Annotated in this window: 21 protein-coding genes and 1 riboswitch; of the genes, 6 read left to right on the top strand and 15 right to left on the bottom strand. The window is 60.1% G+C overall.

The annotated features are described in order from the left end of the window. Positions 1 to 15 precede the first annotated feature (15 nt). On the bottom strand, positions 16 to 342 hold the full coding sequence (trxA, locus tag AAHA39_RS17955) for a thioredoxin TrxA (protein WP_005339416.1): 327 nt from the start codon (positions 340 to 342) through the stop codon (positions 16 to 18). A 113-nt stretch (positions 343 to 455) separates the two neighbouring features. On the opposite strand from trxA, the gene rhlB reads away from it, so the two are divergent. The 3 genes from rhlB to AAHA39_RS17940 are packed head-to-tail and all read left to right on the top strand — an operon-like array spanning position 456 to position 3,542. Continuing rightward, on the top strand, positions 456 to 1,742 hold the full coding sequence (gene rhlB, locus AAHA39_RS17950) for an ATP-dependent RNA helicase RhlB (RefSeq protein ID WP_120415937.1): 1,287 nt from the start codon (positions 456 to 458) through the stop codon (positions 1,740 to 1,742). A 12-nt stretch (positions 1,743 to 1,754) separates the two neighbouring features. Continuing rightward, positions 1,755 to 3,245: a guanosine-5'-triphosphate,3'-diphosphate diphosphatase gene (gppA, locus tag AAHA39_RS17945; RefSeq protein ID WP_320656961.1), complete on the top strand. Its 1,491-nt coding sequence runs from the start codon at positions 1,755 to 1,757 to the stop codon at positions 3,243 to 3,245. A 27-nt stretch (positions 3,246 to 3,272) separates the two neighbouring features. Continuing rightward, positions 3,273 to 3,542, top strand: coding sequence for a Rho-binding antiterminator (locus AAHA39_RS17940; protein ID WP_320656962.1), 270 nt, complete (start codon positions 3,273 to 3,275; stop codon positions 3,540 to 3,542). Positions 3,543 to 3,612: 70 nt separating this feature from the next. Here AAHA39_RS17940 and AAHA39_RS17935 read toward each other — a convergent pair whose 3' ends face one another. Further along, positions 3,613 to 4,359 (bottom strand): class I SAM-dependent methyltransferase, encoded by a 747-nt coding sequence (locus AAHA39_RS17935; protein ID WP_041210580.1) that lies wholly within the window; start codon positions 4,357 to 4,359, stop codon positions 3,613 to 3,615. A 76-nt stretch (positions 4,360 to 4,435) separates the two neighbouring features. Between AAHA39_RS17935 and AAHA39_RS17930 the strand changes: the two genes are divergently transcribed. Further along, positions 4,436 to 5,176, top strand: coding sequence for a substrate-binding periplasmic protein (locus tag AAHA39_RS17930; protein WP_042032740.1), 741 nt, complete (start codon positions 4,436 to 4,438; stop codon positions 5,174 to 5,176). Between the two features lie 3 nt (positions 5,177 to 5,179). Here AAHA39_RS17930 and AAHA39_RS17925 read toward each other — a convergent pair whose 3' ends face one another. Together AAHA39_RS17925 and prlC are read right to left on the bottom strand one after the other, a co-directional pair. After that, positions 5,180 to 7,729, bottom strand: coding sequence for a putative bifunctional diguanylate cyclase/phosphodiesterase (locus tag AAHA39_RS17925; protein ID WP_320656963.1), 2,550 nt, complete (start codon positions 7,727 to 7,729; stop codon positions 5,180 to 5,182). A 205-nt stretch (positions 7,730 to 7,934) separates the two neighbouring features. Continuing rightward, on the bottom strand, positions 7,935 to 9,977 hold the full coding sequence (gene prlC / locus AAHA39_RS17920; RefSeq protein WP_320656964.1) for an oligopeptidase A: 2,043 nt from the start codon (positions 9,975 to 9,977) through the stop codon (positions 7,935 to 7,937). A 424-nt stretch (positions 9,978 to 10,401) separates the two neighbouring features. After that, a riboswitch (cyclic di-GMP riboswitch) is annotated at positions 10,402 to 10,487 on the top strand. 54 nt (positions 10,488 to 10,541) lie between these two features. Between prlC and AAHA39_RS17915 the strand changes: the two genes are divergently transcribed. After that, the gene (locus AAHA39_RS17915; RefSeq protein ID WP_320656965.1) at positions 10,542 to 12,725 is read left to right on the top strand and encodes an immunoglobulin-like domain-containing protein; all 2,184 of its coding nucleotides are present in this window, start codon (positions 10,542 to 10,544) and stop codon (positions 12,723 to 12,725) included. A 175-nt stretch (positions 12,726 to 12,900) separates the two neighbouring features. Then, positions 12,901 to 16,407: a hypothetical protein gene (locus tag AAHA39_RS17910; protein ID WP_320656966.1), complete on the top strand. Its 3,507-nt coding sequence runs from the start codon at positions 12,901 to 12,903 to the stop codon at positions 16,405 to 16,407. A 65-nt stretch (positions 16,408 to 16,472) separates the two neighbouring features. Here AAHA39_RS17910 and hemB read toward each other — a convergent pair whose 3' ends face one another. From hemB to AAHA39_RS17855, 11 genes are all read right to left on the bottom strand, one after another. Beyond that, complete coding sequence (hemB, locus tag AAHA39_RS17905; RefSeq protein ID WP_320656967.1) at positions 16,473 to 17,489, bottom strand: porphobilinogen synthase; 1,017 nt, start codon at positions 17,487 to 17,489, stop codon at positions 16,473 to 16,475. A gap of 3 nt (positions 17,490 to 17,492) precedes the next feature. Further along, complete coding sequence (locus tag AAHA39_RS17900; protein WP_320656968.1) at positions 17,493 to 18,278, bottom strand: TatD family hydrolase; 786 nt, start codon at positions 18,276 to 18,278, stop codon at positions 17,493 to 17,495. Between the two features lie 111 nt (positions 18,279 to 18,389). Further along, entirely contained in the window at positions 18,390 to 19,145 is a 756-nt protein-coding gene (tatC, locus tag AAHA39_RS17895; RefSeq protein ID WP_033112884.1) for a twin-arginine translocase subunit TatC, read from the bottom strand. Continuing rightward, positions 19,142 to 19,591: a Sec-independent protein translocase protein TatB gene (gene tatB / locus AAHA39_RS17890; RefSeq protein ID WP_033112885.1), complete on the bottom strand. Its 450-nt coding sequence runs from the start codon at positions 19,589 to 19,591 to the stop codon at positions 19,142 to 19,144. The genes tatC and tatB overlap by 4 nt, the downstream gene beginning before the upstream one ends. A gap of 3 nt (positions 19,592 to 19,594) precedes the next feature. Next, a complete protein-coding gene (gene tatA / locus AAHA39_RS17885; RefSeq protein ID WP_041210572.1) occupies positions 19,595 to 19,843 on the bottom strand; it encodes a Sec-independent protein translocase subunit TatA in 249 nt (82 codons plus the stop codon). Positions 19,844 to 19,885: 42 nt separating this feature from the next. Then, positions 19,886 to 21,526 carry a ubiquinone biosynthesis regulatory protein kinase UbiB gene (ubiB, locus tag AAHA39_RS17880; protein WP_041210571.1) on the bottom strand — a complete coding sequence of 547 codons (1,641 nt, stop codon included), beginning with the start codon at positions 21,524 to 21,526 and terminating at the stop codon, positions 19,886 to 19,888. After that, positions 21,526 to 22,134 (bottom strand): ubiquinone biosynthesis accessory factor UbiJ, encoded by a 609-nt coding sequence (locus AAHA39_RS17875; protein WP_203974065.1) that lies wholly within the window; start codon positions 22,132 to 22,134, stop codon positions 21,526 to 21,528. The genes ubiB and AAHA39_RS17875 overlap by 1 nt, the downstream gene beginning before the upstream one ends. Before the next feature lie 8 nt (positions 22,135 to 22,142). Beyond that, positions 22,143 to 22,895, bottom strand: coding sequence for a bifunctional demethylmenaquinone methyltransferase/2-methoxy-6-polyprenyl-1,4-benzoquinol methylase UbiE (gene ubiE / locus AAHA39_RS17870; RefSeq protein ID WP_043850499.1), 753 nt, complete (start codon positions 22,893 to 22,895; stop codon positions 22,143 to 22,145). 355 nt (positions 22,896 to 23,250) lie between these two features. After that, entirely contained in the window at positions 23,251 to 24,516 is a 1,266-nt protein-coding gene (locus AAHA39_RS17865; RefSeq protein WP_320656969.1) for a cytosine deaminase, read from the bottom strand. Continuing rightward, positions 24,510 to 25,754 (bottom strand): cytosine permease, encoded by a 1,245-nt coding sequence (codB, locus tag AAHA39_RS17860; protein WP_201910647.1) that lies wholly within the window; start codon positions 25,752 to 25,754, stop codon positions 24,510 to 24,512. The genes AAHA39_RS17865 and codB overlap by 7 nt, the downstream gene beginning before the upstream one ends. A gap of 126 nt (positions 25,755 to 25,880) precedes the next feature. After that, positions 25,881 to 26,062: hypothetical protein (locus AAHA39_RS17855; RefSeq protein ID WP_342690029.1), on the bottom strand; the 182-nt coding region annotated here is incomplete at its 5' end.

The following is a 26,062-nucleotide window of genomic DNA, read 5'->3' as shown; positions in this document are numbered from 1 at the left end:
GCTCCTCTTCGATTATTACAGGTTGCCGTCCAGGAACTCTTTCAGCTGAGTCTTAGACAGTGCACCGACCTTGGTCGCTGCCACTTCGCCATTCTTGAACAGCAAGAGGGTCGGGATACCACGAATGCCGTACTTGGGCGGAGTATCAGAGTTATGGTCGATGTTCAGTTTGGCTACGGTCACGCGACCTTCGTACTCTTGGGCAACTTCTTCCAGGATCGGGGCAATCATCTTGCACGGACCACACCACTCGGCCCAGAAGTCGACCAGAACGGCGCCATCGGCTTTGATTACATCTGCCTCGAAGCTGGCATCGCTCAGCTGAACAATCTTGTCACTCATCTCCAACTCCAGTCAGTAAATAAGGCTTTATTGACACGTCAATAAAGGCAATAGTTGCCCTATTTGAAATGATCCTGTTTATTATTGCAAGCCTAACCTGATAACCTACCGCCATGAGCAAAACACACTTAACGACCGACAAATTCGCCCAAATGGGCCTCGAACCCGAAGTTCTGGCTGGTCTGGAAGCAAAGGGATTTCACTATTGTACGCCCATCCAGGCACTGTCCCTGCCACTGCTGGTAGAGGGCCATGACCTCGCCGGGCAAGCACAGACAGGCACCGGCAAAACCATCGCCTTTCTGGCCGCCACCTTCAACTATCTTCTTACCCACCCGCTGACCAAGCCCCGTCTGGTAAATCAACCCAGAGCCATCATCATGGCACCCACCCGGGAGCTGGCAGTACAGATCTATAACGATGCCGACAGCATCGCCGCCTCTACCGGCCTGAAACTCGGCCTCGCCTACGGTGGCGAAGGTTACGACAAGCAGCTGGCCGTACTGGAGCAGGGCGTCGACATCCTGATCGGCACCACTGGCCGCATCATCGACTACTTCAAGTCCAAGGTGATCGACCTGAGCAACATCCAGGTCGTGGTTCTGGACGAAGCGGATCGCATGTTCGATCTGGGCTTCATCAAGGACATCCGCTTCCTGTTCCGCCGCATGCCGCCCGCCACCGAGCGTCTGAGCATGCTGTTCTCCGCCACCCTCTCCCTGCGCGTGCAGGAGCTGGCCTACGAACACATGAACCACCCGGAACATGTGCAGGTCGAGCCTGAGCAGATGACCGGCGTGCGGATCAAGGAGGAGCTGTTCTACCCCTCCAACGAAGACAAGATGTTGCTGCTGCTCTCCCTGATGGAAGAGGAGTGGCCGGAGAAAGCCATCGTCTTCGCCAACACCAAGCATGTCTGTGAAGACGTTCATGCCTGGCTGGAGAACGACGGCCACCGCGTTGGTCTGCTGACCGGCGACGTGCCGCAGAAGAAGCGGATGAAGATCCTGGAAGAGTTCACCAAGGGTTCGCTGGACATTCTGGTCGCCACCGACGTGGCCGCCCGTGGTCTGCACATCCCCGACGTGACCCACGTCTTCAACTACGACCTGCCCGACGATGCCGAGGACTATGTTCACCGTATCGGTCGTACCGGCCGTGCCGGCAAGAGCGGTCACTCCATCAGCCTGGCCTGCGAAGACTATGCCTTCAACCTGCCGGCCATCGAGGAGTACATCCACCACCCGATCCCGGTCAGCAAGTATGATCGCGAAGCACTGCTGGATGATGTCACCGCGCCGAAACGGGTGTTCCGCAACCGCCAGCCGGTGAACCGCAACATGCGCGATCGCCAGGGTGGCAACAGCAACAACCGCCGTCGTCCGCCGCGCAAAAGCTAAAGGATAGGCCCGTTGCACAACTCGCCTCTCTATGCCGCCATCGACCTCGGCTCCAACAGCTTTCACATGCTGGTGGTGCGCGAGGTCGCCGGTGCCCTGCGCACCGTTGCCAAGGTCAAACGCAAGGTTCGCCTCGCCGCCGGGCTTGATGCCGACTTCCGTCTCAGCCGTACCTCCATGGAGCGGGGCTGGGACTGTCTGCGCCTGTTCGCCGAACAGCTGCAGGACATTCCGGCCGACAACATCCGGGTAGTGGGTACCGCCACCCTGCGGCTGGCTACCAACGTCGACGAGTTCATCAGCGAAGCGGAACGGGTGCTCAACCACAGCATCGAGATCATCTCGGGCGAGGAAGAGGCCAAGACCATCTATGAAGGGGTCTCCTGGACCTCTGCCGGTGAAGGCAACCGACTGGTTATCGACATCGGCGGTGCCAGTACCGAACTGGTGATCGGCGAGCATAGCGAAGCGAAACTGCTCAATAGCCTGCACATGGGATGCGTCACCTGGCTCAACAATCACTTCGGTGATGGCGAGCTCTCCGAAGCCCGTTTCGAGCAGGCGATTGCCGCCGCCAAGGCGGTGCTGGAGAAGGTGACGGATGATTACCGTGCCCTTGGCTGGCGCACTTGCGTCGGTGCCTCCGGCACGGTGCAGGCGCTGCAGGAGATCATGCTGGCGCAGGGGAAGAGCGAGCGGGTCACCCTGCCGAAACTGCAGGAGCTGATGGGTCAGGCCATCGCCTGCGGCAAGCTCGACCAGTTGCAACTGGAAGGGCTGGCAGCCGAACGGCTGACCGTGTTCCCCTCCGGCCTCGCCATCCTGATCGCCATCTTCGAAACCCTGAACATCGAGAGCATGACGCTGGCGGGTGGCGCCCTGCGCGAGGGCTTGATCTACGGCCTGCTCGGCAACAATCACGACTGCGATGCCCGTGACCGCACCGCCGACAGCCTGATCAACCGCTACCAGCTGGACAAGGAGCATGCCGAGCGGGTGCGTGACACCGCCATCGAGGCGTTCACCCAGCTGCAGCCGGCCTGGCGCCTCTCCAAACGCTATGGTCGCCCGATCCTGCGCTACGCAGCACTACTGCACGAGATCGGTCTCTGTATCGAGTACAAGAAGGCGCCGCAACACGCCGCCTACATCATCGACAACATCGATATGCCGGGCTTTACCCCTGCGCAGAAGAAGCTGTTGTCGGCCCTGCTGTTCAACCAGCGGGATGAATTCAAGCTGGAGCCACTGGAGAAGCAAGGGGCGGTAACCGCTCGTCAGGCGATCCGGCTGGCTCGCATCCTGCGCATCGCCCTTATCCTCTGCATGCGCCGCACCCAGGGAACCGTGCCCGGCTTCACGCTGGAAGCGGACGAGGATGCGCTCACCCTGACCCTGCCCAAAGGGTGGCTCGAAGAGCACTACCTGCGCGCCAGCGAACTGCGCTTTGAAGTGGAGCGCCAGCAGAAGATGGGCTGGCCGACCCGTTTGCAGGAAGCCTGATCCCTCTGCCTTCTCAAGGAGCAGACCATGCCGGATTACCAACCCATCAGCTGTGACCTCTACGACTGGCTGGAGATTGCCGCCAGCTGGCAGTTGCCGGTCGCGCTGACCAGTCGGGACGGACGTGAGTGGGCGGATCGGATCCGCACCATAGAGGCCCGCGATGGGGTGGAGTATCTCCAGCTGCACAGCGGCGAGCAGCTCAGTCTGGCAGATCTGGCGACCATGACATTCAGCTGGCAGGGAGAGGAGAAGCTGATCCGCTTCGCTCCACCAGCCCAGTCAGACAGCCAATAAGTATCAAGAGGGCCAACCCCATCGGGTTGGCCCTCTTTTTTGGTCGCCCGGACAATATGCCAGTCGTCGCTTAACTCGCCAGCGCCGCCATTACGTAGACATCGAAGCGGTTGCTCTTGGTCTCGATGGCCATGCTCGGCTTCTGTTCATTGAGCCAGCCGGCGTAGTCGGGGCGCTTCACCACCACCCGCTTCTCTGCCATCTGGAGCGCAGCTGGCAGCAGAGCATCGGCATCGAGATCCGGCCCCACCAGCGACTGGAATACCCGCATCTCTTTTTTCACCAGCGCCGACTTCTGCTTGTGCGGGAACATGGGGTCGAGGTAGATCACCTCGGGCCGTTCGGTCAGCCCCAGCAGGGTATCCACCGCAGGGCCGTGCAGCAGCTGCATCCGCTCGCGTACCCATGGGCCGATCTCGGGATCTTCTGCGGCGCGTGCCAGACCATCCTGCAGCAGGGCGGCCACCACAGGGCTGCGCTCAATCATGGTCACCCGGCAACCGAGAGAGGCCAGTACGAAGGCATCGCGTCCCAGCCCGGCCGTGGCATCGACCACGGTCGGAGTCGCCCCCGACTTGAGCCCCACCGCCTTGGCAATGGACTGACCGCGACCGCCGCCAAACTTGCGGCGATGGGCGACGGCTCCTTCGACGAAATCCACGTAGACAGCCCCCAGCTTGGGCTCATCCAGCTTGCGCAGCTCCAGCCGCTCCGGGGTAAATACCAGGGCAAACTGGGGGAGGTCTATCTGGGCAAGCTGGCTGGCCAGCGCGTCTGCCAGCGCGGCCTTGGCGGGGTCTTCGAGGAGGATTTGCATGGTCTCTGGATGCGTTCTAAGTTCAGTGAACCGAGTGTACCACAGCCCCTTCGCGTCGCTGTAGGGAGGAAACCCCATGAACCTGCTCATCGCCTTGCTGCTCGCCGCCCAGAGCAGCCCCCATCTCAAGGTCTGTGGCGTGGACTGGCCCCCCTTCTCCTATGCCGAACAGGGCAACCTGAAAGAGGGGATATCGGTCGAGATCCATCAGGAGGTGGCACACCGCCTCGGCATGAGCCTCACCCTGCTCGAACTGCCATGGGGACGCTGCGAACAGTATGTCAACACCGAGCTGGCGGACGGCATTCTCGACAACGCGCCCCTGCCCGGCTGCTACCACTCTGACCTTGCCACCGCCTTCTACCCGCTGGCCGCCTATGTACGCACCGACAGCCCGCTGCAGACTTTCTCGTGGGAGATGGCCAAGGGACTGAAAGTGGGGATGGTCAGGGGCTATGACTACACGGACAAGATCAAGAACTTCACCGGCTGGGAACCCATCAAGGCCCACTCCGACAAACAGTTGCTGCTGATGCTGGAGAAGAGCCGGGTCGACATGATAGTGCTGGATTACTTCTCGGCCCCCATCCTCTCCAAGGAGCAGGACGTCAAGATCCGCGCCCTCACCCCCTTTATCGATTCAACCCCGCTCTATCTCTGCTTTGGCAAACAGAGAGCAGAGCTGCTGCCCGCCTACAACAAGGCGCTGCAGCAAATGCTGGATGAGGGCGTGCTGGATCGCATCTATATGCGCTATCTCGGGGAGGATTACCGGACGCTGCGGGGCAAGCAGGAGAAATTGAAACCGGCGCAGTGACGGTCAGCTGGAACGAGCCTGCAAAAACATGTTCTTGTCGTTGAGCTGCAGATATTCGGTGAGATCGTCGTAGGCGAGCGGACGACTGAGCAGATAACCCTGAGTAAAGGCACACCCCTTCTGGCAGAGGAAGTTGAGCTGCTCGCGAGTCTCCACCCCTTCTATCACCACCTGCATCCCGAGGTTGTGCACTATGTTGATGATGCCGTCCAGCAGCATCCGATCCTGTTCGTTGAAGGGGATATGGCGCACGAAAGATCGGTCGATCTTGACCAGATCTACCGGGAATGTGCGCAGATAGTTGAGCGCCGAGTAGCCTGTACCGAAGTCATCGATGGCCAGCTTGCATCCCGCCTCGCGCAGGGCATCGATCCGCACCCTGTGCTGATCGCTGCTCTCCATCAGCAGAGATTCGGTAATTTCGATGACGATGTCGGCAGGATCGAGCTCAAAATGGTGGATAACCTTGAGCCACTCGCTCGCTTCCGGATCTATGGTCTGGAACTCCATGGTGGAGCGATTGATCGACATCTGCAGATCCGGAAAACCGGAGCGCTGCAAACGCGCCAGATCCCGGCACGACTGCCACAGCACCAATGAACCCAGCCCCTGGATCAGCCCCGCCTCCTCCGCCAGTGGAATGAACTCGGCCGGTGAAACCTGCCCCCACTGGGGGTGATACCAGCGCACCAGCGCCTCCAGCTTGGCCACCCGCCCGCTGCGGTTATCCCAGATGGGCTGGTAGGCCATGGTCAGCTGCTCCTGCTTGATCGCCTCCGCCAGATCCTGCTGCATCTGATGGCGCTGGCGCACCTCTTCGCGCATGGAGGAGCAGTAGGTGCCGATCAGCCGTCCCTGCCGTTTGGCCGCAAACAGCGCCTGCTCGGCGTTGCGCAGCAGCTCGTCGCTCTCGCTGCCATCGATGGGGCAGAGGGTCATCCCCACAGTCGCCGTCACGTAGAGGTGCTGGTTCGCCAGCATGAAGGGGCGGGCAAAGCTGCCGATCACCTGCTTGGCAAACACCTCTGCCTGACGGCGGGTCACTATGCCCGGCACCAGAAAGGCGAACTCGTCACCACCGATGCGGGCCACCAGATCCTCGGTGCGCACCCGGCTCACCAATCGATCCGACACCTCCCGCAGCAGGGCGTCACCGGCATGGTGATCCATGCTGTTGTTGACCGCCTTGAAGTTGTTGAGGTCGAGCACCATCAGGGCGAAGCGTTCGCCCCGCTCGCAGAAACGACCAAGACAGCGGCCAAACAGCCAGCGGTTGGGCAGGCTGGTGAGGTTGTCATAGTTGGCCTGTGCCGCGATCTTCTGTTCGGCGAGCTTGGTCTGGGAAAGATCGCTGAAAATGGCGATATATTGCTGGATCTTGCCACCTTCTCGCAGGGTGCTGATCATCAGCTGCTGCGGATAGAGCTTGCCGTTCTTGCGCTTGTTCCACACCTCGCCGCGCCACACCCCCACCCGCTCCAGCGCGTGGTACATGTCGGCATAGAAGGTCTGATCGTGCAGGCCGGACTTGAGGATGCTGGGGCGTTGGCCGCACACCTCCTCGCTGCTGTAGCCGGTGATCTGCTCGAACGCCGGGTTGACCGAGATGATGCGGCTGTCGTCATCACACACCAGGATCGCCTCGGAGAGGTTGTCATAGACCCGGTGGGAGAGCTTGAGCTGCTCGGCGTGGCGCTTGAGGGGATCGATATTCTCCAGCAGCACCATCAGATAATCCGGCTGCTGCATAGCATCGCGAATAAGGGTCACCGTTACCCGCCCCCACAGCACTTCCCCGCCCTTGCAGAAGTAGCGCTTCTCCTGAGTGAAGCTGCTGCGCTCGCCACGATAGAGCTGCTCGTAGTATTCGGCGCTACGCATCCAGTCTTCGGGATGGTTGATGTCGGAGATGGTGCGATGGAGCAGCTCGTCGAGCGGGTATCCCAGCATCTTCTCGATGGCCGGGTTGGCCCAGAGGATGCGGCCGGCAAGATCCAGCTTGCCGATCCCGACCGGCGCATGGGAGAGCATGCTCTGCAGCATATGGGGCGAATCGGGCAGCGGCTGCTGCGCGCGCTGCAGCAGGAGGGCCAGCTCGCGGCCAGCCAGCGGCCCCAGCAGCTTGAGCAACCCCATCACCTTGCCCATGTTGGCCTGCGGCTGGCGATAGAGCAGGCTGCAGATACCGATGGGCTCGCCATCGGCATTCTTGAGCACAATGCCGGCATAGGCCTGCGGCTGCCACTCCTGCGCAAGGGGCACATGGGGGAAGAGCTGGAGCAGACGGTCGCTGAACCAGGCTTCTCCCTCATGCCAGGTGATGGCATCGGGCGAGCCGGTTAGCGGCAGTTGCAGGGATTCGGGTTCAAGACAGGAGGGATAAGCGGCCTGCGCCCTGAACTGGGCAGCGTTTGGTTCCCATGTTGTGATCAGGACGACATCAGCCATCACAACCGCGGCGATTTCACTCACAAAGGTATCGAAATATCCCTGACCACTCGAATGAGCCAGACTGGAGATGATTTGATAGACGGAATCGAGTGCTCGCCTCATGGCAAGGGGCTTTCTCTCCTTGAAGATGTAGAACACGACTCTACTTAAGAGGCGCGGGCAGTGCAAACATGCATTCAGCAAGATATTAAAAAGGCATGAGAAAAGGGACCAAAAGGTCCCTTTTTATGGCAAAAATCACGCCTTGATCCCACTATGCCGCAAAAGCGTATCTGCTTGAAGCTCACCGCTACGGCGGGGATAAAGGTTATGCAGCAATCCCGCTATGGCGCAGCAGCGCATCGACCTTTGGCTCCCGGCCGCGGAAGGCACGGAACAGCTCCATCGGCTCCTTCGAGCCCCCTTTCTCCAGAATGTTCTGCAGGAAGGATTGGCCGGTCGCCGGGTTGAAGATCCCCTCCTCCTCAAAGCGGGAGAAGGCATCGGCAGAGAGCACTTCCGCCCACTTGTAGCTATAGTAGCCCGCCGCATAACCGCCGGCAAAGATGTGGGAGAAGCTGTGCTGGAAGCGGTTGAATGCTGGCGGCGTCATCACGGCTACCTGGCTGCGCACCTCATCCAGCAGTGCCGGGATCTGATCCGGTTTGGCCGGGTCAAACTCCTGATGCAGACGGAAGTCGAACAGAGCGAACTCCAGCTGGCGCAGCATCTGCATCGCCGCCTGGAAGTTACGGGCGGTCAGCATCTTCTCCAGCAGATCGGCAGGCAGCGGCTCGCCAGTCTCGTAATGGCCGGAGATAAAGGCCAGCGCCTCCGACTCCCAGCACCAGTTCTCGAGGAACTGGCTCGGCAGCTCCACCGCATCCCAGGCCACGCCGTTGATACCGGCCACGCCAGCCACATCGATCCGGGTCAGCATATGGTGAATGCCGTGACCAAATTCGTGGAACAGGGTGACCACTTCGTCATGGGTGAAGAGCGCAGGCTTGCCATCTACCGGGCCGTTGAAGTTGCAGGTCAGGTAGGCGACCGGCTTTTGCAGCGACCCATCCTGACGGTAGCGACGACCCAGACACACATCCATCCAGGCTCCGCCCCGCTTGTGCTCGCGAGCGTAGAGGTCGAGATAGAAGCTGCCGCGCAGCTCATCCTCGCTATCGAAGATGTCGTAGAAGCGCACATCCGGATGCCAGGTGTCGATGCCGAGGCGCTCGCGCACCTTCATGCCGAACACCCGCTTGACCACTTCGAACAACCCTTTCACCACCTTGTTGGCAGGGAAGTAGGGGCGCAGCTGCTCGTCGGAGATGGAGAATTTGTGCTGCTTGAGCTTCTCGGCGTAGTAGGCAATATCCCAGGCCGCCAGCTCGCTCTGGCCATGTTGTTCGGCGGCGAAGGTGCGGATCTCTTCCAGCTCTGCTTTGCCTTGCGGCAGGGATTTGGCCGCCAGGTCGGTGAGGAAATCCACCACCTGACTGGTCTTGTCGGCCATCTTGGTCGCCAGCGACAGCTCGGCATAGTTGGCAAAGCCCAGCAACCTGGCGAGCTCGCTGCGCAGGGTGAGCAGCTCGGTCATGATGGCGGAGTTGTCCCACTTGCCGCCATTGGGCCCCTGATCGGAAGCGCGAGTGGTGAAGGCCTCATACATCTCGGCGCGCAGTTCGCGGTTGTCGGCATACATCATCACTGGCAGGTAGGAGGGAATATCCAGCGTGAACAGCCACCCCTCCTTGCCCTTGAGTTCGGCCATCTGGCGAGCCGCCGCCAGCACGCTCTCCGGCAGACCGGCCAGCTCGGCTTCATCGGCCACCAGCTTGTGCCAGCCTTGGGTCGCATCCAGCACGTTATTGCTGAAGCGGGAAGCCAGCTCGGAGAGGCGGGCCTGAATTTCGCCGTAGCGCTGCTGCGCCTCGGCGGGCAGACCGATACCGGAGAGACGGAAATCGCGCAGGGTGTTCTGGATCTCCTTGCGCTGGGCGCCGCCAAGCCGCGGGAAATCATCGCTCTCGGAGAGCGCCAGATAGGCTTGATAGAGCCCCTCGTGTTGACCGACATAGGTCTGGAATTCGGAGAGCAGCGGCAGACAGGCATCGTGGGCCGCGCGCAGTGGTTCGCTGTTGAGCACGGAGTTGAGGTGGCTGACCGGTGACCAGATCCGCGCCAGACGGTCGTTGACCTCTTCCAGCGGGGCGATCAGGCTGTCCCAGGTGTGGGGCTCGGCGTGCGCCAGCACATCCTTGATCTTCTGTTTGCAATCGGCGATGGCCTGCGTCACGGCGGGCTGTACATGATCAGGCTGGATCTGGCTGAAAGGGGGCAGCGAATCCATTGACAGCAAAGGGTTATTCATCCCGGTTACCTCTTGTTTGGTCTTGAACAGACCGCTTTAGCAGCTCTTCATGGTTCTCTAACATGTGGCCAAGTCACGCAATAATCAAGCTTCAATCCACCTGTCAGCACTGTTTTCCCCTCTTTGTGAGCTCAAACACCTCTCTGCCAGATACTGGACGGCAACAGCATGAATAATCGGTACTTTTTTGCTCTTTTTGCGGCTTTTTCAACTCTCGAACCACAAGGGAGCAGACCAAATCCAATCGACAAAAGAGTAGGTTACAGCAGCGTATCACCGGCCCTTTCCATGCTTGAAAAATAACTAATCAACAAGTTAATAACCAAAACAAATCATGCACATACGTTGATTAATTTGTTTTTAAGTGCATATCATAAGCAGCCTGTTACTCAGGTCACTTGATTCTCCGTGCCGCACGGAGAACGGGTGAAAAAGGCAAAGTGACCCGAAAGGGCACGACGCAAAGCCACCGGTCTAAGGGAAATTTCCTATGACAGCGGGGCTGCCCCCGGGAGCGTTCGGCCATAGCTGGACGCTCCGTTTGTACTGTATGGAGATATCAAGATGAACAAATTGAAGTTATCCCTGCTGGGCTGTCTGCTCGGCATGGGCGCCCCCATGGCGCAGGCCGGTCAGGCCATGGTCAATCCCCAATCCGGTGTCGTAGTGGGTTACTGGCACAACTGGTGCGGTGGCGCTGGCTATCAGGGCGGTACCGCCCCCTGCGTCAAGCTCGACCAGGTCAATCCGCAATACAACGTGGTCGATGTCTCCTTCATGAAGGTGTACGGCAGCGATCCCATCCCCACCTTCAAGCTCGACCCGGCAACCGGCATGAGCGAGAGCCAGTTTATCGAGCAAATTGCCCTGCTGAACAGCCAGGGCCGCTCCGTGCTGCTGGCGCTGGGCGGCGCCGATGCCCACATCGAGCTGCGTACCGGTCAGGAGCAGGCCTTCGCCGACGAGATCATCCGTCTGGTGGAGACCTATGGCTTCGACGGTCTGGACATCGATCTGGAGCAGTCCGCCATCACTGCCGCCAACAACCAGACCGTGATCCCGGCTGCCCTGCGGCTGGTCAAGGATCACTACCGCACCCAGGGGAAAAACTTCCTCATCACCATGGCGCCCGAGTTCCCCTACCTGACCGCCAGCGGTCTCTATACCCCCTATCTGCGGGCGCTGGAAGGCTACTACGACTGGATCAATCCCCAGTTCTACAACCAGGGTGGCGACGGCATCTGGATCGACGGGGTAGGCTGGATCGCCCAGAACAACGATGCCCTGAAAGAGGAGTTCATCTATTACATGGCGGACTCGCTGATCAACGGCAGCCGCGGCTATTACAAGATCCCCCACGACAAGCTGGTATTCGGTATCCCGACCAATATCGATGCTGCCGCCACCGGTTACGTCAAAAATCCGCAGGATCTGTTCGATGCTTTCAACAAACTGAAGAGCCAGGGTCAGCCCCTGCGCGGCGTGATGACCTGGTCCATCAACTGGGACATGGGTCGCAACGCGGCCGGTCAGGCCTACAACGAAGCCTTCATCAAGAGCTACGGCCCCTTCATCCACGATCAGAACATCACCCCGCCGGACGAGAACGGCAAGCCGGTGTTCAGCGGCCTGAGCGATGCCCGCGTCAAGCACGGCATCCGCTTTGACCCGCTGGCCGGCGTCAGCGCCAGTGACAAGGAAGATGGCGATCTGACCGGTCAGATCCAGGTGGAAGGGAGCGTCGATACCCTGCGCATCGGTCTCTATGCCCTCACCTACAAGGTGAGCGATCGCGACAATAACGTCACCGAACAGGTGCGTACCGTCGAGGTCTACAGCATGAAGCCGGTCTTTACCGGTATTGCGGACACCACTATCGAGCTCGGCACGCCGTTCAACGCCATGGCTGGCGTCAGCGCCCACGACGAGGAAGATGGCGATCTGACCGCCAACATTCAGGTCAACGGCAACGTCGACAGCAGCAAGGTCGGCCGCTACACCCTCACCTATCAGGTGAGCGACAGTGCCAACCAGCAGGTAACCCAGCTGCGCAACGTGACCGTCAGGGAGCAGGGCGCCATCTGTCAGAACAGCTGGGATGCCAAAAAGACCTACGTCAGCGGCGACATCGTCAGCCACAACGGCAAGAGCTGGCGCGCCGAGTGGTGGACCCAGAACGATGAGCCGGGCACAACCGGCGAGTGGGGAGTCTGGCGTCTGCAGGGGGACAGTGACTGCGATGGTGGCGAGAAGCCGCCGGTGATCGGCAGCAGCGACTTCACTGTCAGCGCCATGGGTTCCGACTACACCATAGTTAACGGTCAGGTCTCCATCCGCTTCAACATCACCACCGCCAACCCGGTGCAGATCTCTGCCACGCTGGAGCAGAACGGCCGCAGCTATGGTAACACCACCAGTCTGGTGAACGGCACCAGCGCGCTGGTTTTGCAGGGCAGCAATGTGACCGATGGTAGCTATGAAGTGGTGATCAACGGTCTGGCAGATGGCCAACAGCCGGTGGTACAGCGCTTCCCGGTTGCGCTGACCGAGCAGAGCAGCGGCGGTGGCGAGGGTGACTACCCGGCCTACGCCCCCAACACCAGCTATCAGGCCGGTGATCGGGTCAGCAATGCCGGTGGCAACTACGAGTGCAAACCCTGGCCCTACAGCGGCTGGTGTGGCGGCTCGACCAGCCACTATGCGCCGGGTACCGGCACTGCCTGGAGCGATGCCTGGATCAAGCTCTGACCTTGCCCCAACCACTACCGGGGGCCGAGAGGCCCCCGCCCCCAAATCCTGCCCGTCGGCCACGCTGCCGATGGGCAGGATTCGCTGACCCGGATGGGTTATCGCCCCCCTCTCTTTTTACATGCTTGCCAACCACAAAAAAACATCCAACAACAACCAGGATAAGGAAATCACCATGCCAAGAACCACCAAGCTTGCCACCCTGCTCGGTCTGCTGCTGTCGACCCATGTCGTGGCCGATGAGCGCGAACAAGCCTATTTCAAAAAAACCTATCAGGAGCACTACGAGCAGATGACGGCGCGCCTCGCCGCACTGCATCAAAATGCGGCTGACGAACAGAACGTGATCATCAAGGATGGCAAACGCCACCTTGCCATCAACGGCCTGCTCTACCCGCTGACAGCGGATAACCACATCCTGTTCGATCTGCCCAAACCCCACTTTTTCGACGAAACAGCCATTCGTAACGTCTTTGATTTCTTCGATGAGGAGTGGGAGCTAACCTGGTACGACGGTGGGGTCGTAGCGGTCAACAAGCACTTTGGCAATTATGACTACGGCAACGGCTGTCTGCTGGAGTACTTCCCCCACGGCCAGATCCAGAATGGCGAACGCACCCGGGTGGTGATGGAGACCAGCTCCTGCAGCGTCAACTCGTTTGCCACCTCGCTGCAATATCTGGACAAAGGCGAGGAGCTGACGGCCGGCCAGCTGGGGCTGGACGCCAGCCTGATCACGGCGGTCGAGCGCTATCAGGATCGACTCTATGTCAGCCAGAACGGTAATCCGGGCCATGTGGCCATTATCGATATCCCGAGCCGCCAGCAGATTGGCGAGATCCGCGGCACCGAAACCGGCAGTGCCACGACCTACAACCAGGTCAGCGAACTGTTTGTCCGCAACAACCTGCTCTACGTGGTCTCGCGCTACTCGCACCGGGTCGATATCTTCGATCTGGCCGATGAACATCGCCATGTCACCACCCTGGGAACCGGTCGGGATTCCGGCAGCAACAGCCTGCACCGCGCCCAGGCCGTCTTTGCCAATCAGGATTACGTGCTGGTGGCCGATGCGCTGAGCGAGATCAAGGTCTACCGCCAGCAGGATGTGACGCCGGAGAACAGCCTCAAGACCCCCATCGCCGGTCGGCTCGCCTTTGAAGGAAAATACAGCCACCGTCTGGTGCAACTCCATCAGGTGGGTGACTATCTGCTGGCCCACACCGCCGGCAAAAACTACTACATCTATGACCTGCGCAAACTGGCTGATGCCATCGCCAGCAACACCCCGCTGGCGCCTGAGCAGGTGATCGCCGACAGCAATCTGCAAAAAATCGACATGGATGGCGATCGACTGGTGGTGAACTTCAAGGACCGCATCGAATGGCATGATGTCGATACCCTGATCGCCAACGACTTTCAGTTCAAGAACCCGACCTTTACTGTCCGGGAGATCAACCAGCAGCCCGTGGCGGCACTGAAAGATCTCCAGCTGGCGGGCTCGGCGCTTGTCACCGCCAACGAGCGCGGCCTGGGTTTCAACCAGCTGCTGAGCAAGGAGATCAGCTTCACGGCCGACGAGCAGTTGCCGGCTCGCCCGCTGATCTTCGATCAGCTGATGCCGGCCGCAGTCAGCTACATACTGCGCAATGACGAACCCTACGAGGTGCTGATCGATCGCGCCCAGCGTTCGGTCAACATCAATTCGCTGGTCAAGACCGAGCTGCTTGATAACGACACGGTGCGCATCACCAACTATGCCGCCAGAGAGCTGCATGACATCAATATCGAGTCACGCCTGAACGGTATCAACAAGTGGCTGATCCTGGGCCAGCTCGATCGCTTGCCCGCCTATGCCCAAATCACCCTGCCACTGAGCGCCTTTGGCGAGCAGGGACGCTTCAACAGCGCCAGCCGCGATGGCGTGTTTGATCTCAACAACCTGCTCGACAACAGCATCAATCTGCCTGCCCAGTTCGAGCACAGGTTCAGCTCCAACTCGGATCCGTTTGCCCAGAAGCTGGCACGCCTAAAGCCAAGCTGGAACGTGCGCTTCGCCACCAACACCAGCGGCTCCTGGCGCCCCATCAATGCCCTCTACGCCCGCGAGTGGCTGATCATCGCCACCAACCTGGCCTACATGGTCTCGACCGAGGAGTTCAAACACGTCTGGTACAACTTCAAGGCGGTGAACGGCTACGAGATGTTCGGCAATGGCGGCAACAGCTATGTGCCGAACGGGATCTTTACGGCAGCCGATTATGACTACTACTACCACAGCCTGATGAAGCGCCCCTACCTCAACCTGGGGATCACCGCCATGGGGGGCGGGCTGGGGAGTGGTGGCATCACCGGGGTCGATACCTTTAACTTTGTCAGCCACTACTACGGCAGCTGGGGCATCATTGCCCACGAATTTGGCCACGGCTTCGATGGGAAGTCCTACAGCCATGAGAGCGCGTTTGCCCGTGGCAGCCACGGCTGGCATCCGCTGATGACGGGTATGGCCAACTACCATATCCGCAAGGGCGACCTGCCCTATCTGGACGATGATCTCAACGGTTTCCACAAGCCGGAAAACGACATCTATCGCTACAACTCGGTCAGCCAGGGGGCTCGCAAGCACCGCGCTGACAGCCACATGTACTATACCGACCACTACTTCATGCAATTCTCCACCATGCCACAAGGCTGGGTAGCCAACGGCAGCGACTTCAGTGTTGGGCAGCTGGCGGCCCTGAACAATCAGGAGCGACTGCTGATGGGATGGATCCCCAAAGAGTCGGAGAAAGGCAATCTCTGCCGGTTCACCTTCCAGGATGGCGAACAGTACTACGGGTACGTCGAACAGCGGGCTGAGGGTCTGCTCTGCGATGCCGGCTCCCTGATCCGCTATCGTCAGCCCGATGGCCAGTTTGTGCCGCTGGTCTCGGCCATCAACCAGTTTGACTGGCTGTCACTCCACCACAAGGGCAAGCTGGCTCAGCCGGTGCTGCACCAGAATGGTCGCCAGCTCTGCTACAAGAATGTGGCGGGCTTTTACGGTATCGGCTTCGTCAATGACAACAACCAGTGCACCCAGCTGCCCAACGTCTATCAGACCAATGGCAAGCACTGGCTGACCAGCTCTGGCTGGACCGGTCTCACCTACCTGAGCGGGGACTTCATCCTGCCCACGACCGGTAGCAGCAGTGACTTCACCGTCACCGATCTGGCGGCCGAATATCTCATCGTCAACGGCGCGCTCGACTTTAGCCTGACGCTGACCTCCGCCAACCCGGTGACCGTCACCGCGACCTTGTTGCAAGATGGCAATCCGGTCGCCACCGGCAGCGCCCTGATCGATGGTCAGGGTTCCCTGCAGCTGACGCAGTCGGGTCTTACGGCAGGCAGTTACGAGCTGTTGCTGGCGGGCATGGCAGAGGGGAGCAAGCAGGGTTTCGAGCGCCGCTTCACCCTGGCATTGGTGGAACAGGCTCCGGGTGGTGACAGTGACGGTGGTAACGGCAACTACCCGGCCTATGTTGCGGGCACCGCTTATCAGAGTGGCGAACGGGTCAGCAATGCCGGTGGCGACTACGAGTGCAAACCCTGGCCCTACAGCGGCTGGTGTGGCGGCTCGACCAGTCACTATGCGCCGGGTACCGGCAGCCACTGGAGCGATGCCTGGATCAAGCTGTAATCAGCTAGCCATAACAAAGAGGGGGAGCCATCGGCTCCCCCTCTCGTTTTTCTCTTCAACCCAGCTTAACGGGCATCTTCCATCAGCCACTGCGCTACGCGCTTGGCGAAATAGGTGAGAATGCCATCGGCCCCGGCCCGCTTGAAGCAGAGCAGGGACTCCATGATGGTCTCCTTCTCTTTCAGCCAGCCGTTCTGGATCGCCGCCATGTGCATGGCGTACTCGCCGCTGACCTGATAGGCGAAAGTCGGCACGCCGAACTGATCCTTCACCTGACGAACCACGTCCAGATAGGGCATGCCCGGCTTGACCATCACGCTGTCGGCCCCTTCCTGAATATCCAGCGCCACTTCGTGCAGGGCTTCGTTGCTGTTGGCCGGATCCATCTGATAGGTGGCCTTGTTGCTCTTGCCGAGGTTGCCGGCAGAACCGACCGCGTCGCGGAACGGGCCGTAGTAGCAGGAGGCGTACTTGGCGGAGTAGGCCATGATCTGGGTGTTGATGAAGCCGTTCTCTTCCAGTGCGGCACGGATGGCACCGATGCGGCCATCCATCATGTCGGACGGCGCGACTATATCGACCCCGGCTTCGGCGTGGGAGAGCGCCTGCTTGATCAGGATCTCGGTGGTGATGTCGTTCAGCACATAGCCTTCGTCATCGATGATGCCGTCCTGACCGTGGGTGGTGAACGGATCGAGCGCCACATCGGTGATGACCCCCAGCTCAGGGAAGCGGGCCTTGAGGGCACGCACGGTGCGCTGGGCCAGTCCGTCCGGGTTGTAGGCCTCTTCCGCCATCAGGCTCTTGCTCTCCAGCGGGGTCACCGGGAACAGGGCAATGGCAGGCACACCCAGCTCCACCAGCTCGGCAGCCTCGATCAGCAGCAGATCGATGGAGAGACGCTCCACCCCCGGCATGGAGGGAACGGCTTCCCGACGGTTCTCCCCCTCCAGCACGAACACCGGATAGATGAGATCGTTGACGGTCAGTACGTTCTCGCGCACCAGACGACGGCTGAAATCATGTTTGCGCAGACGGCGCAGGCGGCGGCCCGGAAAGGCGCCCGGAAGAGTTGTAGCCATGAATCACTCCTGGAGAGGAAGTTGGAAGAACGCGGCGGAGGTGGCCCGGGTGTGGGCCAGCAAGGCCTCGGGCGCTTCACCACGACAGGCCGCCACCACTTGGGCGATGTGCGGCAAAAAAGCAGGTTCGTTGCGTTTCGGGCGCGGTTTCAGATCCCGCGGCACCAGATAGGGGGCGTCGGTCTCGATCATCAGGCGACCGGCCGGAATGCGAGCCACCTGCTCGCGCAGCAGCTGGCCGCGGCGCTCGTCGCAGAGCCAGCCGGTCACCCCGATATGCAGCCCCAGCGCCAGACACTCATCCAGCTCCTCGTCGGAGCCGGTGAAGCAGTGCAGCACGGCTCCCGGCAGTCTGGGCAACCAGGGACGCAAGATCTCGATGAAACGGGCGTGGGCATCGCGGCAGTGGAGAAACACCGGCATCCCGAGCTCAGCGGCCAGCGCCAGCTGGGCGTCGAATACCGCATCCTGCACCGGACGGGGAGAGAAATCGCGGTTGTAGTCGAGGCCGCACTCGCCGATGGCCACCACCTGCGGCAGCGCCGCCAGCTCGCGCAGGGCGGGCAGGGTCGACTCATCGACACTCTTGGCATCGTGGGGATGGACCCCGGCGGTGGAGAAGCAGTAGCCCGGCCAGCGGGCGGCCAACCCGGCGCTCTCGCGGCTGCCGTCCAGATCGGTACCGGTCAGGATCAGCGCTTCCACTCCGGCGGCACGGGCGCGGGCCACCAGCTCAGCCTGCTCGCCGGCAAACTGGCTGCTGGTCAGGTTTAAACCGATATCGATCATGGGATGAGGAGTTCCAGACAAAAGGAATACATATCAGGTATTTGAAAACCATCTACCGAATGGGGCCTTACCATACGCCTCGAACGGGAGCATGAAAAGAGGAAGGGAGCCTTAGCTCCCCTCTTCAGTCTGTTCCTGCTTCTCTTCGCTCTCTTCTTTCACGTAGAAACGGGCGAAGAAGAGACCCAGCTCCCACAAGCCCCACATGGGGATCGCGAGCAGCGTCTGGGAGAATACATCGGGCGGCGTCAGCAACATGCCGACCACAAACACCCCGACGATAACGTAGGGACGCTTCTCCCGCAGGCTCTTGGGACTGGTTACCCCGGTCCAGCAGAGCAGGATGGTGGCCACCGGAATTTCGAACGCCACCCCGAACGCGAAGAACAGGGTCAGTACGAAATCCAGATAGCTGGCGATGTCGGTCGCCACCGTCACCCCGGCGGGGGCGGTACTGGTGAAGAAGCCGAATACCAGCGGGAACACCACGTAGTAGGCAAACGCCATCCCCGCGTAGAACAGCAGGGCACTGGAGACCACCAGCGGCATGATCAGGCGCCGCTCATGCTGGTACAGTCCGGGGGCGATAAAGGCCCAGGCCTGATAGAGCAGATAGGGGATCGCCACGAAGAAGGAGACCACCAGCGTCAGCTTGATTGGCGTCAGGAAGGGGGTCGCCACATCCGTCGCTATCATGCTGGTGCCTGCCGGCAGCTGGCTCAGCAGCGGCTGCGCCACGAAGTCGTAGATGTTGTTGGAGAAGTAGATCAGCGCCAGAAAGACCAGCAGGATGGCCGTCACCGACCGCAACAGGCGGGTTCTCAGCTCCACCAGATGGCTGATCAGGGGTTGTTCTGCCTGGCTCATGGCTTGACCTCCCCTTTGCTGACCGGCTCGTTCACAACTTCATGCTCCTGCTGGCTGTTGACCGGCGGCACCTCGTCATTCACCTGGGCAACCTGAGCCACTGGCTCGACGGGAGCCACAGGTTCTGCGACGGGGGGGCGGATCTCGTTCTCGACCTGATAGGGGCGGTTGACCGACTGGGCCGCCGCCTTGAGCTGTTCGATGGACTCCTGCAGCTCGGGGCTCAGGTTGTTCATCTGCAGCTGTTCGGCCTTCTTCAGGTCGTTGTGCAGCTCTTGCAGCTTGAGCTCCTGCTCCAGCTCGGCCTTGACAGAGTTGGCGGTGGAGCGAATGAGGCGGATCCAGTGCGTCGTCGTGCGGATAGCGCTGGGCAGCCGTTCCGGCCCCAGCACCACCAACGCTACAACGGCGATAACCACCAGCTCCCAAAAACCGATATCGAACATGGCTTAGGCCTGATCTTTGTCTTTCTGCTTGGCGGTCTCGGCGTTCTGGTTAGCCGTTTCGTTCAGCTGCTTCGGCGGAAACTCGGCATCGTTCTGCTGCTTGGTATCGTTTGGTTCATCAGCCAGCGCCTTTTTGAACCCCTTGACCGCCGCACCCAGATCGCCACCGATCCCGCGCAGTTTCTTGGTACCGAACAGCAGTACGACGATGACTGCGATGATCAACAATTGCCAAATACTGATACCACCCATGACTTTCTCTCCAGAGCAGGCGCCTGATGGCGCGGTTTTTGTTTAATGGGAACGGGTTCGCAACCAGCCAAGCAGCCAGCAGATCCCGGCACCGGTGAGGCTAATTTGTCCCCACTCGATGTGTTGTTTTTGGGTCAGCAAGAATACACCCGCCAATAGCAGGCTGGCTCCCACCCCTAAGAGGTAGCGTGCCTGCCCCTGGCGACGACTGTGGCGCCGAAACTCGGCAAACATCTGGTCGAAGTGGTGCTGCTGATGGCGGGTCTGACGCAGGGTCTCGTAGACCAGCTCGGGCAGTTCCGGCAGCTTCTCCGCCCAGAATGGCGCCTTCTCCTTGATGGCATTCAATACCGACTTGGGCCCCACCTGCTCGTGCATCCAGTTTTCGAGGAACGGCTTGGCGGTCTGCCACAAATCCAGCTGGGGATAGAGCTGACGGCCCAGTCCCTCGACATAGAGCAGGGTCTTCTGCAGCAGCACCAGCTGCGGCTGCACCGCCATATGGAAGCGGCGCGCAGTGTTGAACAGGTTGAGCAGCACGTGACCGAACGAGATCTCGGAGAGCGGCTTCTCGAAGATGGGCTCCAGCACGGTGCGGATGGCGAACTCGAACTCGTCCACCTTGGTATCTGCCGGCACCCAGCCCGACTCGACGTGCAGCTCCGCCACCCGGCGATAGTCGCGGTTGAAGAAGGCGAGGAAGTTTTCCGCCAGATAGCGTTTGTCTTCCCGGTTGAGGGTACCGACGATGCCGCAGTCGATACCGATCCAGAGCGGGTTCTCCGGGTGTTCATAGGAGACGAAGATGTTGCCCGGATGCATATCGGCGTGGAAGAAGCTGTCGCGGAACACCTGGGTGAAGAAGACCTCCACCCCACGCTCGGCCAGCAGCTTCATGTTGGTACCGTTGGCCTCCAGCGCAGCGATATCGGAGACCGGTATGCCGTAGATGCGCTCCATCACCAGCACCTGCTCGCGGCAGAGATCGGTGATGATTTCAGGCACATAGAGCGCCTCGGAGCCGGTGAAGTTGCGCCGCAGCTGGATGGCGTTGGCCGCTTCGCGCATCAGGTTGAGCTCGTCGAGGATGGTCTTGCGATACTCCTCCACCACCTCGATGGGGCGCAGTCGCGCACTCTGGGGCACAAAGCGCGCTACCAGACGGGCCAGCGCCCGCATCAGGCGCAGATCGGCGTCGATGACCGGCTCGATGTCGGGACGGATCACCTTGATGACGATCTCGCGGCCACTCTCCTTCAGCCGGGCGGTATGCACCTGGGCGATGGAGGCGGACGCCAACGGCGTCTCGTCGAAGTCATCGAACAGGGTCTCGATAGGACAACCCAGACTGCGCTCAATCTGCTGACGCGCCGCCTGACCGCAGAAGGGGGGCACCCTGTCCTGCAGCAGGGCCAGCTCCTCGGCAATGTCCGGCGGCAGCAAGTCACGCCGGGTCGAGAGCATCTGGCCAAACTTGATGAAAATGGGGCCGAGCGCCTCGAAGGCGAGGCGGATGCGAGCGCCACGGCTGAGATCAGGTTGCTTGTTCTTGAGCCAGAACAGGGAACGACGGGCCAGACGACCCGGCCAGGGTTGATAGCGAGCGGGCACCAACTCGTCGATACCCCGCTCCAGCAGGATGGTGATGATGCGATAGAGGCGTTTGAACTCTTTCGGGGTCATCAGGCCACCTGCTGTTCGAGTCGAGCCAGCCGCAGTTCAACGGCCTTGAGCTGCTGGGCCAGCACCTCGACATCATCGTTGAAGCTCGCCACTTCCAGCGGGCCGGGGGCAAGGCGGATCTCTTCGGTCAGATATTCCGCCAGCTGACGCTGGCTGCGGCACAGTTCGCGGCCGACCAGACGACGCGCCTGACGGGCACCGCGCAGCAGGGTGTGGGCCACGACATCGCCGGTATAGCGGGAGAGCTCCTCCTCCCAGTCGATATCCAGCTCACCCAGCAGCACGCTGAACGCCTGCACCAGCTGGGGGTCACCGCTCAGATCCAGCTTCTCCTCGCGGATATAGCGGGTCAGGGCGGAGGGCTCCTTGAGCAGACCGAGAGCGGTCAGGGAGAGGCTCAGCACTGCATCCGCCTCCCCTTCATAGCTGGCCAGCACATCCAGCCGGCGCTCGGAGAAGACAAACCAGAGTGGCTTGAGTTCGCGCAGCTCCAGCTTGAGTACCTTACCTGCCAGCTTGCGCAGCCGCTCCGGGCTCTCTTTGTCCAGCCCCAGCAACTGGTTGAGGCTGGTTTCGATCACAGCGGTGACCATGGCATCCATCGGCATAGGCAACCTTAAAACTTGTAACCGCGGTGCAGGGCAACCACGCCCTGGGTCAGGTTGAAGTACTCAACCTGTTCGAAACCAACATTCTCCATCATGCCGGCCAGGGTCTGCTGATCCGGGTGCATGCGAATAGATTCAGCCAGATACTGGTAGCTTTCGCCGTCATTCGCGACGATTTCGCCCATTTTCGGCAGCAGTTTGAAGGAGTAGAGATCGTACAGCTTGGCGATCACTTCGCTGACCGGCTTGGAGAACTCCAGCACCAGCAGACGACCGCCCGGCTTGAGCACCCGGAACATGGAGGCGAGTGCCTTGTCCTTGTCGGTGACGTTGCGCAGGCCGAAGCCGATGGTGATGATGTCGAAGTGGTTATCCGGGAACGGGAGCGCCTCGGCGTTGGCCTGGACGTAGGAGACGTTGTTGGCGACCCCCAGATTGCGCAACTTGTCGCGACCCACTTTCAGCATGGAGTCGTTGATATCCGCCAGCACCACCTGACCGGTTTCGCCAACGATGCGGGAGAACTTGGCGGTCAGATCGCCGGTACCACCGGCCAGATCCAGCACCTTCTGTCCCTTGCGCACGCCGGAGCAGTCGATGGTGAAGCGCTTCCACAGGCGGTGGATGCCGAACGACATCAGATCGTTCATCAGATCATACTTGGCTGCCACCGAATGGAAGACGCCTGCCACCAGAGTCTCTTTCTCGGTCGCGGCCACGGTTTTAAAGCCGAAATGCGTTGTCGTAGCTTGTTCTGACATCCCTTAAACACCCATAGAACAAAGAATGGCCGCCAGTTTACCAGAGCCAATGGCGTGCGGACACCTTAAACCCGGCTCGCAACCATCTGCATACCGAGCATGAGCATGGCCAGACAAAGGCACAGATTGAGACCGATATTGAGCAGCGACATCAGAGAGGCATCGTGTCGGGCCAGTACCACTGAGCTTGAGGGAAAAGGAGGAGAAGCAGGTCAAGGCGCCGAAGCGCCGCCAATCGCAACATAGAACCAGGCTTGCATGGCATCACTCCCTCAGGCTAAGGCCGCCATTATGTCGCAATGGCGGCCCTTGTGCCCAGCGAGGGAACTAATCGCCATCCGGCCTGATTGAAAACTCAGCGACGAAAATCGATGGGCTCAGGCTGACCCAACACGATCTCGGTCTGGGCCGGCCGGGTCTCGGCAATCACCTTGCCGTGGCGGATCGAGTAACGCACCGGCACCTGACGACGCACCGCATCGAAGCCGTTTTCGGCGGGCAGGATCAACAGATTGGCCGGTTTGCCCACCTCGATACCATATCGATCCTGCACATTCAGGGTGCGGGCGCTGTGGCTGCTGATCAGCTTCAGCCCATCGTTGATCTGCTCGTAACCCATGATCTGGCAGACATGCAGCCCCATGTGCAGCACCTGCAACATGTTGGCAGTGCCCATGGGATACCAGGGATCGAATACATCGTCGTGACCGAAGCAGACGTTGATGTTCGCCTCCAACATCTCCTTCACCCGGGTAATGCCGCGGCGTTTGGGATAGGTATCGAACCGCCCCTGCAGGTGAATGTTCACCAGCGGATTGGCCACGAAGTTGATATCCGCCATCTTGAGCAGACGGAACAGGCGGGAAGCATAAGCGCCGTTGTAGGAGTGCATGGCGGTGGTGTGGCTGGCGGTGACTCTATGGCCGATACCCCGCTCGTAGGCCAGAGTTGCCAGCGTCTCGATGAAACGGGACTGCTCGTCATCGATTTCGTCACAGTGCACATCGACCAGAACCTGATACTTCTCGGCAAGATCGAAGATGTAGTGCAGACTTTCGACCCCATATTCCCGGGTAAACTCGAAATGGGGAATAGCACCGATCACATCGGCCCCCAGTTTGAGCGCCTCCTCCAGCAATGCCTTGCCATTGGGGTAGGAGAGGATCCCCTCCTGCGGGAAGGCGACGATCTGCAGTTCCACCCACTCCTTCATCTCCTCCCGCACTTCCAGCATCGCCTTGAGCGCGACCAGATTGGGATCGGAGACATCAACGTGAGTACGCACAAACTGGATGCCGTTGGCGATCTGCCACTTCAGCGTCTGGATGGTACGCTGTTTTACATCCTCATGGGTCAGCAGCGCCTTGCGCTCGGCCCAGCGCTCGATCCCCTCGAACAGGGTGCCGGAGAGGTTCCAGCTCGGCTCGCCCGCCGTCTGGGTGGTATCGAGGTGAATATGGGGCTCGATAAAGGGCGCGATGACCAGACCGCCCTCCCCGTCCAGCACCCGACCGGCGACGGCATGCTCGTCATGGGGTTCGATGGCGGTGATGACCCCATCCTGACAGCGGATCTGCCACAACCCTTCCCGATCGGCCAAACGAATATGTTGAATCAGCATTTGCTAGCTTCCTGTACCAGAACCGGCCGCTGGGTGAGGCGAACCAGAATGAAATAGGTGAAGGCGGCGCCCAATACCGCGTTGAGTGGCACTATGCCCGGCAGCCACTTGCCGACAGCCACCCCGACTGCCGTTGCTACCAGTGCCTGCCAGCGCACCGTCTCGAACTGCTGATCGGCAAACTGACGGTAACGCTCACGATTGAGCAGGAAATCCATGATGATAATGCCACCAATCGGCGGAATTGCCGTACTCAAAAAGGCCAGCCAGCCGACAAAGTTGTTGTAGAGCCAGAGGGCACAGGCGGTACCGACGAGGCCGTTGATCACGCTGAGGGGCTTGCTCTTGAGACCGGTAATGTTGGCAAAACCGAGGCCGGAGGCATAGAGAGCGTTGTCGTTGGTGGTCCAGATATTGAGGCCCAGCACCAGAATGGCGGGGATCAGCAGCCCCTGCATCAGCATCACTTCCGAGATATCGGCCTGCCCTGTCACCGCCGCGCCGGCTGCACCGAAGACGAACATAAGAGTGTTGCCCAAAAAAAACGCCACCATGGTAATCATGACGGCGCCCCAGGGTTTGCGACCAAATCGAACAAAGTCGGCGGTCAGGGTTCCTGCACTGATAAAGGAACCGACCACCATGGTCAGCGCCGTGGTGAACTCGATGGGATTGCTTGGTTGTACCTGCTGCAACGCAGCCATGCCACCGGTCGAGGTCACCGCCAGCCAGACCGAGTAGCCGCCAAGCAATGCAATGGCCGGTACCGCCACAAAGCTCAGCACCATCAGGGCGGAGATCCCGAAGTAGACGGTCACTGTCATCAGAATGCCCGAAATGGCGATGAGCCAGTTCACATCAATGCCGGTCGCCTTCTGCACCGGCAGCGCAAACATGGCAACGCCGACGCCAAACCAGCCGACCTGAGTACCGCCCAGCAGCAGGGATGGTAGCCAGGAACCTTTCACCCCAAACGAGTAACGAGCAAGCAGATGGGTAGAGAGACCGGTTGAAGCACCAATATAGCCGAGACATGCGGTGTAGATACCCAGCAGCAAATTGCCGAGCAGTACCGCCTTGATGAAATCATCGAACACCAAACCGGTGCCCAGCGCACCACCGGTCCACATGCTGGCAGAGAAGAAGGTCAGGCCGAGCATCACCAGCATCAGCGACAGCACACCTTTGCGCCCCTTGGCGGGAACCGCCCCCAAACAGTATTCGTTATCCTGCGCCATGCTCTTTCTCCACGTAATAGGCAAAACGCGCCGGATTTTACATGTAAAACGTTTTGCGTCAATCAATCATGGTTAAATATCTGGATAAAACCATCAATAGCAGTCAAATGAGTAACATATTGGGACTCAAATTAGCAGAAAAACAGGGCTGGCCACAAACTGAGGAAAGTATTGGCGATATGGAATATGAGGGGATTTTTTAGAAAGCGACAGATGCAAAAAAGCCTCCCTTTTCAGGGAGGCTTTCTCTTTAATGGTGCTGATACCCAGAATCGAACTGGGGACCTCATCCTTACCAAGGATGCGCT

The organism is Aeromonas sp. SE22, assembly GCF_038739755.1.
In the GTDB taxonomy this organism is placed as follows: domain Bacteria; phylum Pseudomonadota; class Gammaproteobacteria; order Enterobacterales; family Aeromonadaceae; genus Aeromonas; species Aeromonas jandaei.
This window is presented reverse-complemented; position numbering and strand designations above follow the sequence as displayed.